The sequence below is a fragment of the Paeniroseomonas aquatica genome, from assembly GCF_030409335.1.
Classification (GTDB): domain Bacteria; phylum Pseudomonadota; class Alphaproteobacteria; order Acetobacterales; family Acetobacteraceae; genus Belnapia; species Belnapia aquatica.
The window spans coordinates 16,478-28,891 of the sequence record NZ_JAUFPN010000170.1; the positions used below are offsets into that span (position 1 = coordinate 16,478).

Consider the following 12,414-nt stretch of genomic DNA (forward strand, 5'->3'; position numbering starts at 1 on the left):
CGAGCGGTGGTCAGGCTCTGCACGACGGCCGGATTGAGCTCGGTCGCGTAGCGCGGGCTGGCGGGCAGCCCGTCGGTCAGGAATTCGAGTTGTTCCGCGGCCACCGCGGCCTCCGCCGGGCGCCCGGCCCAGCGGCTGGTATTGCCGAGGTTGCGCGGAGCATGAAGCGCGGCACCCCGCAACGGATCGCCGAAACCGCCGAGATACTCGGCGCTGGGGTCCTGGGCGCAGCCGGCGATAGCCAGGAGCAGGGCCAGGGTCGTGGTCACGAGACCGGGAGCCATGCTGCGGCCGGGAGCGCTCACGAGGGCGGAGCGTTCCGGCCCCGTTGGAACGCAACGGAAGGTCCTTATGCGCGGCATTTTGCTCTGGCTCCTCGGCATCCCCATCCCGATCCTGATCCTGTTGTACCTGTTCAACGTATTGTAGGCTGGACCAAGAGGCGGATGCTGTCGCATCCGCCGGACCGGCACAAAAAAAGGGGCGCCTTGCGGCGCCCCTTTCCGTGTCAGGTCTGACCGGCTGCTTAGCGCAGGACGATCTCGACGCGACGGTTCTGCGGCTCGCGCACGCCATCGGCGGTCGGGACCAGCGGGCGGCTCTCGCCGAAGGCCGTCACGCTGATCTCGTTGCGGCCGATGCCACGGGCCACCAGCTCGCCGGCAACCGCATCCGCGCGGCGCTGCGACAGGCGCTGGTTGTACTGCGGGGTGCCCGAACGGTCGGCGTGGCCGGCCACTTCGATGCGGGTCGACTGCACGCGGCGGCTGTTCTGGGCCGCCTCGCCGATGATCTCACGCGCACGGGTGGTCAGGTCAGCACGATCCCAGTCGAAGAAGACCAGGTAGGTGCGGGCCGGGGCCGGGGCGGGAGCCGGCGGCGGGGCTTCGGCCATCGGCGCCGGGGCGGCCGGCGGCTGGAACAGGGCGTAGCGAAGGCCCAACATGACCGAGTGGTTGTAGTTGTCGGCCTCGATCTTGCCGCCGCGGATGACCTGGTTGTTGACCGGGCTGCGGATGTTCGCGTCGAGCTCGGGCTGCAGGGTACCGAGGAAGCGGTATTCCGCCGTCAGCGTCAGGCCGGTCACGCCCAGCCAGGTGAGCGGGGTGGCGACGCCGACGATGCCCTGATAGGCGAACTGGCCGTCACGGTCATCGGCCTGCAGCACGCCGCCGTTGGCGCCATTGCCACGGATGTTCTTCCAATCGGTCCAGGCATAGCCGGCGCCGACGCCGACATAGGGCTGGAAGATCGACTGGCCGAGGCCGAAGTTGGCGAAGTCGAAGTCATAGAAGACGTTCGCCATCGCGCCATAGGTGCGCTGGAAGCCGCCGGTCCGGCCGACCGGGGCCAGGCCGAAGCCGCGGATGCTGTCGACTTCGTTTTCGCGGTAGTTGCCTTCGATTTCAGCCCGGAAGCCGTTGCCGAAGCCCCAGCCGATGCTGACGACGCCGCCGTAGCCGGCCTTGAAGTTCGCCTTGCCGGCGTTGTTGATGGTGGTGTTCGGGGCCAAGCCGAAGTTGCCCGGAACGGTATCGCCGCTCAGGTCGAACTTCGAGGGGTTGTTGATCCAGTTGGCGCCAGCGCCGGCGCCGATGTACAGGCCGGTGACCGGCTGCGCCGTCGCAAGGCCGGGTGCCAGCATGGTGGCCGAGACCAGGGCGGTGGCCATGAGGGCCCGTTTCAAACTCATCGTCATTGCTCCACGCAAGGACGCAAACTCTTCGGTGTGCCGGCCATCCGGCTGCCGCGGTGTGCGTTCCCAGGGAAGAAGAAAAAATTTGGCCTTAGGTTCACTGGCGAAAACGCGAGTTTCGGCGCTGTTGCCCTGGGAGCACACCTACGGTTACGGATCGACACGAAACCTCGCTCAAAGTGGCCTTTGAGGCCGATTTCCGCGTTCCTGGGGACAGCTAAAGGACGCCGCAGGCAACAAAAAAGGGCGCCTTGCGGCGCCCTTTTCCAGTCTCCCGGAGGAGGTCGGACTGCTTAGCGCAGGACGATCTCGACGCGGCGGTTCTGCGGCTCGCGCACGCCATCGGCGGTCGGGACCAGCGGACGGCTCTCGCCGAAGGCGGTGATGCTGATCTCGTTGCGGGCGACGCCCTGGCGAACCAGCTCGGCGGCGACGGCCTGAGCGCGACGCTCGGACAGGCGCTGGTTGTACTGCGGGGTGCCGGAGCGGTCGGCGTGGCCGGCCACTTCGATCTTGGTGGCGGAGACGCGGCGGGCGCCGCCGGCCGCTTCGCCGATGATCTGGCGGGCGCGGTCGGTCAGGTCGGCGCGGTCCCAGTCGAAGAAGACCAGGTAGGTGCGGGCCACGGCCGGCGGCGGCGGGGCCGGCGGCGGAGCGGCTTCGGCCATCGGCGCGGCCGGGGTGTTGAAGGCGTAGCGCAGGCCGAGCAGGGCGCTGGCGTTGTAGTTGTCCGGCTTGAAGCTGCGGGCGGCCGGGCCGACGGCGCTGGTGCGGGAAACGCTCAGGCTCGGCTCGAGGGTGCCGAGGAAGCGGGCTTCCGCGGTGAGCGAGAGACCGCCGCCGACCGCATAGGCCACGCCGGCGATGCCCTGGTAGGCGAAGTTGCCGTCGGTGTCGTCGATGCGGTAGCGGGCGGCACCCGGACCGGCCAGGTTGGCCTTGTCGACTTCGGTCCAGATGTAGCCGGCGCCGACGCCGATGTACGGGGTGAAGGCGCTGCCGGTGGGGATGTCGAACAGGACGTTCGCCATCGCGCCGTAGTTGCGGAAGTAGCCGCTGCTGCCGCGGATGTTGCCGCTGGTGCCGGCGGAGCGGATATCGTTGTGGCGATAGCTGCCCTCGACCTCGGCGCGCAGGCCGTTGCCGAAGCCCCAGCCGATCGAGGCCAGGCCGACGATGCCGACGTCATCGGTCTTCAGCTTGCTGCCGTCCCCGCCCGACGGCAGGTGGTAGTTCGCGCCGGCACCGGCACCGACGTAAAGGCCGGAGACCGGCTGCGCCTGAGCGGCGACCGGCAGTGCCAGGACCGTCGCGGCCAGAAGGGCCTTCCTGAGGGTCATCAACTCTCTCCTCGATTCGTACACACTGTTGGGTCGCCGGACCCCGTCGCTGAAGTTTTGCGGCGGCGTCGCTGCGTCCAGGGAACTTAGCACACCCAACGTGAGCCGCACCCCGGCCCGGGCCATTTCCGCATCGATGTGGCGAGAAAACCACAGATGGGGATGGCAAATACGTCACAGCCCGGCAAGGGCGGCGGTGTCATCGAGCTTGCCGAGGGTGCCGAGCGGCAACAGGCGGTTTGCGTGACCCAGTTTCCGGCCCTCGCGGGCCTCCGCCTTGCCATACCAATGCGGAACAATTCCCTGAGTTTTCAATAGCCTCGGCCAACGATCGCGGCCGTCGGGACCGACCAGGTTGCGCATGACGGCATCGTGATGCCGGGCGGCGCTCGCCAGCGGCAGCCCGGCGACGGCGCGGATGTGCTGCTCGAACTGGCTCGCGGCGCAGGCATCCATGGTCCAGTGGCCGGAGTTGTGCGGCCGCGGCGCGATCTCGTTGCCGAGCAGCGAGCCATCGGGCAGCACGAAGAGCTCCAGCGCCAGCACGCCAACGAGTTCAAGGGCTTCGGCCACGCTGGCGGCATGGCGCTGGGCCGCGGCGGCCACGGCCGGCGGCAGCCGCGCCGGGGCGAAGCTGAGGTCGAGAATATGGTTGCGGTGCCGATTCTCCACCGCGTCATAGACCGCGACGGTGCCGTCCACGCCGCGCGCGGCGATCGCCGAGACCTCGGCCACGAAGGGTACGAAGGCCTCCAGGATCAACGGCCGCGGCGCCAGCCGGGCATAGGCGGCGGCGGCATCGGCGGCGGTCCGCAGCACCGCCTGGCCGCGGCCGTCATAGCCCAGCCGGGTGGTCTTCAGCACCGCAGGCAGGCCGATGGCGGCGATGGCCTGGGCCAGCCCGGCCTCGTCCTCGACGGCCCGCCAGGGGGCGACGGGCACGCCGGCGGTGGCCAGGAACGCCTTCTCCGCCAGCCGGTCCTGGCATACCCGCAGCACCTCGACCCCGGGCCGGCAGGGCGCCAGGGGAGCCAGGGCGGCCAGGGTTTCGGCCGGGACATTCTCGAATTCGAAGGTGACGACATCGACCGCCGCGGCGAAGCGGGCCAGTGCCGCCGCATCCTCGTAGGCGGCAACGGTGGCAGCTGCGGCCACCTGCATCCCCGGCGAATCCGCGTCCGGGGCGAAGACATGGGTGCGGTAGCCGAGCCGGGCCGCCGCCATGGCGGACATCCGGCCGAGCTGGCCGCCGCCGAGGATGCCGATCGTGCCGCCGTGGGTCAGGGGGGCGTCAGGCATCGGCGGGCAGGTCCGGCACCCCGGCGGTCTGCGCCGCCCGCCAGTCGTCCAGCCGCGCCGCCAGCGCGGGATCCGCCAGCGCCAGGATGGCGGCGGCCAGCAGGCCGGCATTGATCGCACCGGCCTTGCCGATGGCCAGGGTCCCGACCGGGATGCCGCCGGGCATCTGGGCGATGGAGAGCAGGCTGTCCATGCCCTTCAGCGCATGGCTCTCGACCGGCACGCCGAGCACCGGCAGCGGTGTCATGGCCGCAGCCATGCCCGGCAGGTGCGCCGCCCCGCCGGCGCCGGCGATGAGCACCTGCAGCCCGCGGCCCCGGGCGGCCCTGGCATAGTCGAACAGGCGTTCCGGGGTGCGGTGGGCGGAGACGACCCGCGCCTCGTGCGGGATGCCGAGCCGGCCCAGCACCTCGACCGCATGGCGCATGGTCTCCCAGTCCGAACGGCTGCCCATGATGACGCCCACCAGGGGTGCCGGATCTGCAGAAGTCACACGCGGTGCCCCTCAGGCGATGATGTCGGGGACAAGCCGGCCTTCCAGCCAGGAGATCTCGTCCTTCAGCTTCAATTTGCGCTTCTTCAGGCGCTGGACCTGCAACTGGTCCGCCAGGCTGGTCGACAGCCGGGCGATCACCGTGTCGAGGTCTCGATGCTCGCTCCGCATCTCGTGCAGGCGGCGCAGCAGGCTGTCTCGGTCATCCAGCATCGTGATGCGGGCTCGGCCTGGTGAAGGTTGGACGACAAAGGAATGGGTGCATCGGGGGTGCCTCCGCCATTAGCATGTCCCGGCGCGGCCGCAACAGCCTGGCGCCCAAGCCGGGCCGGTGCTGCCGCGCTGAACAACGGAAGGAGTTGCCCGCATGATGACCTCGCCGAGGCTCCGGTCCCTGGAAGACAAGCATGCCGTCCTGGAGCGACAGATTGGCGCCCAGGACGCCCGCCCGAAACCGGACGACCTGGAACTGGCGCGGCTGAAGCGGGAAAAACTGCGACTGCGCGAGGAGATCGAGAAGCTCCGCCGGCCGAGCTGACCGGCCGGTCCCCGCCTGGGGCCCCGCCTGGTCATCCGGCCCGGCGGCGGTCAGGCGGCGGAGTCTTCGCTGAGGTCCGGCAGCGGCGCGCTGCCGGGCTTCTCCCCGGCCGCGATGAGCGCGGCATTCAGGTCGGACTGGCTGCAGAGGCCCAGGATCACCGGGTCCCGCGGCTTGATGTTGGCGCTGTTCCAATGGGTCCGGTCGCGCACCTTGGCGATGGTCTCCTTGGTGGTGCCGAGCAGCTTGCCGACCGCGATATCCGACAGGCTCGGGTGATGGCGAATGAGCCAGGCGATGGCATCCGGGCGGTCGTTCCGCTTGGAAACCGGCGTATAGCGGGCGCCCTTGCCGCGGGCCTTCGGGACCGGCAGGGCGGAGATCTGGATATTCAGCCGCAGCGCCGGATCCGCCTCGCAGCGGGCGATTTCCTGCCGGGTCAGCTGGCCGTTCAGCACCGGGTCGTACCCGATGATCCCCTGGGCAACCTCGCCATCGGCGATGGCCTGGACTTCCAGCGGGTGCATGCCGACGAAATCGGCGACCTGTTCGAAGGTAAGCGACGTCTTGTCGATCAGCCACACGGCGGTGGCCTTGGGCATCAACGGCTGGGTCATGGAATGCAACCTATCTGAGCGATGCCAATTGCGTGGTGCTATGGACGGCCTGCGCACCCACCGCGGCTTGGCGTGGCATATAGAGGCGGCATTAGGCGGGGTCAAAGCCCGTGCGATGGGAGAATTAGCCGAATGATCGAGGAGGAGACCCCGAAACCCGCCCCACGATTTGTCCCGGCGAGCATCGACAGCTGGGGCGTGGCGGAATTGCACGGCTATATCGCCGCCCTGCGGGCCGAAATATCCCGGGCGGAGGCGGCCATCGCGACCCGGGAGGCCCACCGCGGCGCCGCCGATGCCTTCTTCCGGCGGCCCTGAGAACCACCGGAGGCCCGATGCAAAAAAGGCCGGCGGATCGCTCCGCCGGCCCGTTGGATGCCGTGACCTCAGGCTGCCTGCGCCTGGGGCGCTTCGACCTGCGGTGCTTCCACCTGCGAGGGGGCAGCCACCACCCGGCCCGGCTGGACCGGAATGCGGCGCGGCTTCAACGCCTCCGGCACCACCCGCTTCAGCGTGAGCTGCAGCAGCCCATGCTCGAGGTTGGCGCCATCCACCACGATGTGGTCGGCCAGGGCGAAACGACGCTCGAAGGCGCGGCCGGCGATGCCACGATGCAGGAAGCTGCCGCCGGTCTCGGTCTGCGGCGCCCGCCCGGCCACCCGCAGGACGTTGTCCTGGGCGACGATCTCGAGGTCATCCGGGCCGAAGCCGGCCACAGCCAGGGTCAGCACGTAGCTGTCCTCGGCGGCTTTCTCGATGTTGTAGGGCGGGTAGCCCTGGGGTTCCGCGGAAGCGCGCGCGGTCTCGAGCGTGCGGGCCAGCCGGTCGAAGCCGATGGCGGTGCGGAACAGCGGGGAGAAGTCGAGGGTATTCATAAGGCGGAACCTCCTGAAGGGAGCAAGGTCCAGTTGTGCCGGCGGCCTGCCCTTTGCCTGACCCCATCCGGGCATCAGGCGGAAGCGGCGGACCGCGCCAGGAACCCCATGCGGGCGCCCCTGACAGGAGGTGAAATTAGAAAACGCCGCCCCCCGATCAAGGGAGGCGGCGTCGAAAAAATCGCGGCGGCCGGGCGGGCTACTTCTTGCGGATGCCCAGGCCGGCGAACTTCTTGTTGAACTTCGCCACCTGCCCGCCGGTGTCCATGACGCGCTGCACGCCGGTCCAGGCCGGGTGCGACTTCGGGTCGATGTCGAGCCGGATGGTGTCGCCCGGCTTGCCGTAGCAGGAGCGCGTGGCATACGTCGTCCCGTCGGTCATGATCACGGTGATATCGTGGTAGTCGGGATGGATGTCGGGCTTCATGGCGCGCTCGCGGAATATGGCGCAGCCGATACCGACCGGCCGCGGGGAACGGGGCGTATAGGCGAAGGATGCGGGTGGCGCAACCTCAGCGCCGGCCCCGGCCGCCGCCCCGGCCTCCACCATGGCCGAAGCCGCGGCCACCATGGAAGCCGCCGCGGCCGATGAAGCCGCTTCGGTAGCCGCCGCGGTGGCCGCCCCACCAGCCGCCGCGCCGCACCCCGAGGCCGATCACCGGCCCGCCCGCATACCAGGGATAGGGATCGTAGAAGGTTACCGGCGGCGCCACCCAGGGCGGCTCCTCCGGCCCCCAGGGCGGGCCATGCTCGGCCTCATGCGCGGCGAGGATGGCCGGGTCGGGCAGGGCCGTCCGCGGCTGGCCGGCGCAGCCCGCGAGCAGGGCGCCGAGCGCCGTCAGCCGCAGCCAGGTTTCACAGGGGGTCATCCCGGCCATATGGGGAGCCCTTCAGCCCGGCGCCATTTCCCCGCGCTCGATGACGAAGGTCGCCTCGACCAGGGGGCGCAGCAGCTCCGGGTTGCTCTCGGTGATGAGGATGGCGACATCCGGCAGCGCCTCGTGCAGCCGCTTCAGCGCCTCCGCGTAGCGCTGGGCGAGGACCGGGGCGAGGCCCTGGAAGGGCTCGTCCAGCAGCACCGCCCTGGTGCCGACCATCAGCGCCCGGCCGAGCGCCACCATCTTGCCCTGGCCGCCCGAGAGGCCGGCGGCGCGGCGCGGCGCGAGGTCGCGCAGCTCCGGCAGCAGGGTGAAGACGGCGTCCAACCGCCGGGCGGTCTCGGCCGCCGCCAGCTTCAGCACCTGGGCCGGCAGCACCATGTTCTCCCGCACCGAGAAGCTGCCGAACAGCCGCCGTTCCTCGGGCGCATAGCCGATCCCGAGGCGGGCGCGGTGATGCGCCGGCACGGTGGTGGCATCCGTGCCGTCGATGGCGACGGAGCCGGCGCGGGTCGGCAGCAGGCCCATCAGGGTCCGCAGCGCGGTGGTCTTGCCGGCGCCGTTGCGGCCGATCAGCGCCACCCGCCCGCCGGGGGGCACACGGAGGGAGACGTCGCGCAGCACCCGGATGCCGGCGATGTCGACGGAGACACCCTTGAGCTCAAGCATGGGCGGAAATCCCGATCACGTCCCGCTGCACCACGGGGTCCGCCAGCACCTGGGCCGGCGGGCCAAGGGCTGCGATCCGCCCCTGGCTCCAGACCGCGACCCGGTCGGCGAAGCGGGCGACCACGTCCATGTCATGCTCGACAAACACCGCGGTGACGCCGGACTGGCGCAGCACCCGGACCAGGGTCTCGACGATCTGCATCTTCTCCGCCGCGGCGACGCCGCTGGTGGGCTCGTCCATCAGCAGCAGGCGGGGCTGCAGCGCCACGGCCATGGCGATGTCGGCCAGCTTGCGGGCGCCCTCGTTCAGCGCGTCGGCGCGGCTCCCGGCCACGCCTTGCAGGCCGAAGCGCTCCAGCAGGTCCATCGCCTCCTCCCGCCAGGCCGGGCGGAGCAGGGGGGCGAGCGGCGACCAGAGGCCGAGGCGGGAGGCGACGGCCAGCGCCGCATTCTCCAGCACGGTATGCTCGGTGAACAGCTGTGGCAGCTGGAAGCTGCGGCCGATGCCGCGCCGGACGATGGCGCGGGGCTGCAGGCCGAGGATCGGCTGGCCGTCGAACTCGATGCGGCCGGCCTGCGGCCTGAGATAACCGGTGGACATGTTGATGAAGGTGGTCTTGCCGGCGCCGTTGGGCCCGATGATGGCGAGGAACTCCCCCGCCATGACATCGAGATCGATGCCATCGGCCGCCTTCACGCCGCCGAAGGCCAGCCGCAGGCCCTTGGCCGAGAGCAGGGGGGTGCTCATGCGCCGCGCCCCTTCAGCTTGCTCGAGAGGATGCCCCAGACCCCGCCCGGGGCGAACAGGATCACCAGCAGCAGCACCCCGCCGAGGATCATCTGCCAGGCATCGGCGACCGCCGCCGCGGCATAGACCCGTACCAGCTCGAAGGCCGTGGCGCCGAGGAAGGGACCGAGCGCGCTGCCGGCGCCGCCGAGGATGGCGATGAAGACCAGCTCACCGGAGGAGGTCCAGTAGGCGAGCTGCGGCGTGACGTGCCGCGTCGTCATCGAGACCAGCGCACCGCCGACCCCGCCCATCAGCGCCGAGAGCACATAGGCAAACAGCAGCACCAGCCGGGCCGAGACGCCCATGAATTCCAGCCGCGTCTCCCGCGTCTTGATCCCTGCCAGCGCCCGGCCCATCGGCGAGCCGAGATAGGCCCGGACCAGCAGGCCGAAGCCGATGGCCAGCGTCAGGGCGATGCCGAACATCACCCATTCCTGCACCTCCCGCTCGAGGCTGACGCCGGCGAAGGTCAGGGCGGCGATGCGGATGCCGTCGGTGCCATGGGTGATGGCGTACATCTTCTCCAGCAGGGAATAGATGACCATGCTGAGCGCCAGGTTCAGCATGCCGAAGAAGATGTCGCGGTAGCGCACCAGGAACAGGCCAATGACCAGCCCGAGGGCGGTGGCCAGCAGCGCCGCCAGCGGCAGCAGCAGCAGCACCTCCGGCACGCTCGGCGCCACGAAGGCGACGGTATAGGCGCCGACCGCGAGGAACATGGCATGGCCGAAGCTGACCTGCCCGGCGCGGAGCAGCAGCAGGATCCCGAGCACCGCGATGCCCTTGGCCAGCGCGACGGTGAGGACGAATTTGAGCCAAGGGATTGCCCAGGCGCAGAGTATCAGGGCGAGGGCACCGACGATCGCCAGCAGTGTCTCGCGCTTCATACCCGGCGGGTCTCCAGCACGCCGAACAGACCCTGCGGCCGGACCAGCAGCACCGCGACCATGATGATATAGGGCACCACCACCTCGAATTCCGGGGCGAAATAGACGGCGATGCTGCGGCCGAGCCCGATCATGAGCGAGGTCAGTGCCGCCCCCTCGATCTGCCCGAGGCCCGCGGTCGCCACCACGGCGAAGGACAGCACGATGGTGCTGGCACCGACGCCCGGCACCAGCGAGGTGGTGGGGGAGGCCAGCGCCCCGCCCAGCGCGGCGAGGCCGGCGCCGAAGCTGAAGGTCAGCAGCATGATCTTGGCGGCGTCGATCCCCATGGCCGTCGCCGCTTCCTTGTCGGTGGTGACGGCGACGATGACGCGCCCCGTCAGGGTCCGCCGCAGGAACCAGGCCAGCGCCGCGAGCGTCGCCACCGCCACGCCCGGCAGGACAAAGAGCTGATAGGCGGTGAAGGGAATGACATCCTCGCCGAAGGGGATGTCCACCGTGCCGAGGAACTTCATCGGCGCGTCCTGCATGATGGGCTGCACGCCCCAGATCAGCTTCTGCACATCCTCCAAGATCATGAACAGGGCGAAAGTGACCAGCAGCTGCAGCACGTCCTCATGCCCGTAGATCCGCCGCAGCAGCAGCCGCTCGATCAGCGGGCCGAGCACCGCGCCGACCAGCAGCGCCGAGAGCACCAGTGCGATGTAGCCCGCCCAGGCCGGCAGGCCGAGCGAGGCGAAGAAGATGCCGATCGAGGCCGCGGTATAGGCCCCGATCGCGAACAGGCTGCCATGCGCCACGTTGACGATGCGCAGCACGCCGAACACCAGGTTCAGCCCGACGGCCACCATGAAGACCAGCGCCGCATAGGACAGCCCGTCGAGCAGGGCGAGGCCGAGCAGCAGGCCGTTGTCGCTGAACCATTCCATCATGCCGGGCGGCTCAGCCGGCCATCGGCGCGGGGACCTGGGAGACGAAGTCGGGCTTCAGCGTCTTCAGCCAGTCGGTGCTCTTCTGCCCGACCGGGGTGCTGACCATGGCGGCCGGGAAGAGGATCATGTCCTTCGGCACCGAGAAGGGGAATTTGTCGTTGAAGCTGGACAGGCCGACGATCTGGTCCTCCAGGCCCTGGCCATCCTCCCGCAGGGTGATGGTGGAGGTCGGCGTGTCGAAGGTCAGGCCGCGGAAGGCGTTCGACAATTCGAGGTCGTTCGGCCAGCCGCCGGCGCCCTTGGCGGCAATCGCTTTGGCATAGGCCGCCTGCATGGCCGAGATCGCCTGCGCCATGTGGTGCACGGGGTAGATCGGATATTCGTTGTATTTGGCGCGGTAGCTGTCGACCAGCCGCTTCAGCCGGGCCGGGTCCTTGGGCGAGGGGTGGTTGTTCCAGTGGTCGCCGCGGGCGCCGATGATGTGGCCGGCCGGCATGGTGCGCCCGAGCGTCGGCAGCGAGGCCTCGGCGATCGGCATGACGAAGAGCGACCGCTCGAACAGCCGCCGCTCGGTCGATTGCCGGATGAGGGTGGTGAGGTCGCCGCCCCAGGAGGTCGAGAGGATGACGTCCGGCCGCGCCGCCAGCAGCCGGGTGACCTCGGTGCTGTAGTCGGTCGCGCCGAAGCGGGGAAACATCTCCGCCACCACGCGCACGCCGGGCTTCATCGCATCCATGCCGGCCTTCCACAGCTCCCAGCTGTCGCGGCCCCAGGCGTAGTCCTGGTTGATGACGGCCAGCGTCCGGAAGTCCGGCTTGTGCTTCAGCAGATAGAGCAGCGGGGCGAGGACCTCCGGCGTGCCGTAGCCCTGGGTGCGGAAGGCATAGGGGTGCGGGCCTTCCTCGAAGATGCGCTGGGTGCCGCAATCCCACAGCAGGGTGGTCTTCTTCATCTCATCCGACAGCGGCGTGCAGGCGAGGCAGGATCCGGAGGAGATGGAGGCCAGGATGATCTGGCAGCCCTCGTTCTGCACGAGGCGGCGGTACTCGCCGACGAGGTGGTCGGTGCCCGGCGCCTCATCGACGAAGAAGGCGCGGACCGGAATGCCGCCGATGCCGCCGGCCTTGTTGATCTCCTCGAACAGCAGCTCCGCCGCCTGCTTGGCCGGCACGCCGAAGACGCTGGCCGGGCCGGAGAGGAAGGTGGTGATGCCGACCCGCAGCTCGGTCGGCTTCGCCTGGGCGCGGGCATTGCCGCCGGCAAAGAGCAGCGCGCCGGAGGTGGCGGCGGCGCCGAGCATGGCGGTGCGGCGGGTGACGGCTTCGGTCATGGGCGGTCCTCTCCTGGGAGCCCGGTGTCGTCCCGGGATTCGACCGCATCCTGCCGGGACGGCGCGGCGG

General features: G+C 69.9%; 16 protein-coding genes. 2 read left to right on the forward strand and 14 right to left on the reverse strand.

All coding sequences use genetic code 11. The features are described from left to right. Positions 1-526: 526 nt before the first annotated feature. From QWZ14_RS17985 to QWZ14_RS18005, 5 genes are all read right to left on the reverse strand, one after another. Positions 527-1,693 (reverse strand): OmpA family protein, encoded by a 1,167-nt coding sequence (locus QWZ14_RS17985; protein ID WP_290318170.1) that lies wholly within the window; start codon positions 1,691-1,693, stop codon positions 527-529. A gap of 296 nt (positions 1,694-1,989) precedes the next feature. Beyond that, a complete protein-coding gene (locus tag QWZ14_RS17990) occupies positions 1,990-3,036 on the reverse strand; it encodes an OmpA family protein (RefSeq protein ID WP_290318172.1) in 1,047 nt (348 codons plus the stop codon). A 174-nt stretch (positions 3,037-3,210) separates the two neighbouring features. Further along, positions 3,211-4,335 carry a 5-(carboxyamino)imidazole ribonucleotide synthase gene (locus QWZ14_RS17995; protein WP_290318173.1) on the reverse strand — a complete coding sequence of 375 codons (1,125 nt, stop codon included), beginning with the start codon at positions 4,333-4,335 and terminating at the stop codon, positions 3,211-3,213. Then, positions 4,328-4,789, reverse strand: a complete 462-nt coding sequence (purE, locus tag QWZ14_RS18000) for a 5-(carboxyamino)imidazole ribonucleotide mutase (protein WP_290318175.1) — start codon at positions 4,787-4,789, stop codon at positions 4,328-4,330. Before purE ends, QWZ14_RS17995 begins: the two co-directional genes overlap by 8 nt. A 51-nt stretch (positions 4,790-4,840) precedes the next feature. Continuing rightward, positions 4,841-5,041: a YdcH family protein gene (locus QWZ14_RS18005; RefSeq protein ID WP_290318176.1), complete on the reverse strand. Its 201-nt coding sequence runs from the start codon at positions 5,039-5,041 to the stop codon at positions 4,841-4,843. Positions 5,042-5,195: 154 nt separating this feature from the next. On the opposite strand from QWZ14_RS18005, the gene QWZ14_RS18010 reads away from it, so the two are divergent. Then, positions 5,196-5,366 (forward strand): YdcH family protein, encoded by a 171-nt coding sequence (locus tag QWZ14_RS18010; RefSeq protein ID WP_290318177.1) that lies wholly within the window; start codon positions 5,196-5,198, stop codon positions 5,364-5,366. A 50-nt stretch (positions 5,367-5,416) separates the two neighbouring features. Here QWZ14_RS18010 and QWZ14_RS18015 read toward each other — a convergent pair whose 3' ends face one another. After that, on the reverse strand, positions 5,417-5,983 hold the full coding sequence (locus QWZ14_RS18015) for a DUF1013 domain-containing protein (RefSeq protein ID WP_290318178.1): 567 nt from the start codon (positions 5,981-5,983) through the stop codon (positions 5,417-5,419). Positions 5,984-6,115: 132 nt separating this feature from the next. Here QWZ14_RS18015 and QWZ14_RS18020 point away from each other — a divergent pair, with 132 nt between their 5' ends. After that, positions 6,116-6,301 (forward strand): DUF1192 domain-containing protein, encoded by a 186-nt coding sequence (locus QWZ14_RS18020; RefSeq protein WP_290318179.1) that lies wholly within the window; start codon positions 6,116-6,118, stop codon positions 6,299-6,301. Positions 6,302-6,369: 68 nt separating this feature from the next. Here the strand turns inward: QWZ14_RS18020 and QWZ14_RS18025 are convergent, their stop codons facing one another. The 8 genes from QWZ14_RS18025 to QWZ14_RS18060 all read right to left on the reverse strand — a co-directional run bounded on the left by QWZ14_RS18025 (position 6,370) and on the right by QWZ14_RS18060 (position 12,344). After that, positions 6,370-6,858, reverse strand: a complete 489-nt coding sequence (locus QWZ14_RS18025) for an Hsp20 family protein (RefSeq protein ID WP_290318180.1) — start codon at positions 6,856-6,858, stop codon at positions 6,370-6,372. A 199-nt stretch (positions 6,859-7,057) separates the two neighbouring features. Continuing rightward, entirely contained in the window at positions 7,058-7,285 is a 228-nt protein-coding gene (gene rpmE, locus QWZ14_RS18030; protein ID WP_290318181.1) for a 50S ribosomal protein L31, read from the reverse strand. An 85-nt stretch (positions 7,286-7,370) separates the two neighbouring features. Further along, complete coding sequence (locus tag QWZ14_RS18035; protein ID WP_290318182.1) at positions 7,371-7,727, reverse strand: hypothetical protein; 357 nt, start codon at positions 7,725-7,727, stop codon at positions 7,371-7,373. A gap of 21 nt (positions 7,728-7,748) precedes the next feature. Continuing rightward, entirely contained in the window at positions 7,749-8,405 is a 657-nt protein-coding gene (locus QWZ14_RS18040) for an ABC transporter ATP-binding protein (protein WP_290318183.1), read from the reverse strand. Beyond that, complete coding sequence (locus QWZ14_RS18045) at positions 8,398-9,153, reverse strand: ABC transporter ATP-binding protein (RefSeq protein WP_290318184.1); 756 nt, start codon at positions 9,151-9,153, stop codon at positions 8,398-8,400. Before QWZ14_RS18045 ends, QWZ14_RS18040 begins: the two co-directional genes overlap by 8 nt. After that, the gene (locus tag QWZ14_RS18050) at positions 9,150-10,082 is read right to left on the reverse strand and encodes a branched-chain amino acid ABC transporter permease (protein ID WP_290318185.1); all 933 of its coding nucleotides are present in this window, start codon (positions 10,080-10,082) and stop codon (positions 9,150-9,152) included. The genes QWZ14_RS18045 and QWZ14_RS18050 overlap by 4 nt, the downstream gene beginning before the upstream one ends. Then, complete coding sequence (locus QWZ14_RS18055) at positions 10,079-11,014, reverse strand: branched-chain amino acid ABC transporter permease (RefSeq protein WP_290318186.1); 936 nt, start codon at positions 11,012-11,014, stop codon at positions 10,079-10,081. Before QWZ14_RS18055 ends, QWZ14_RS18050 begins: the two co-directional genes overlap by 4 nt. A gap of 10 nt (positions 11,015-11,024) precedes the next feature. Then, positions 11,025-12,344 (reverse strand): ABC transporter substrate-binding protein, encoded by a 1,320-nt coding sequence (locus QWZ14_RS18060; protein ID WP_290318187.1) that lies wholly within the window; start codon positions 12,342-12,344, stop codon positions 11,025-11,027. Positions 12,345-12,414: the final 70 nt, after the last annotated feature.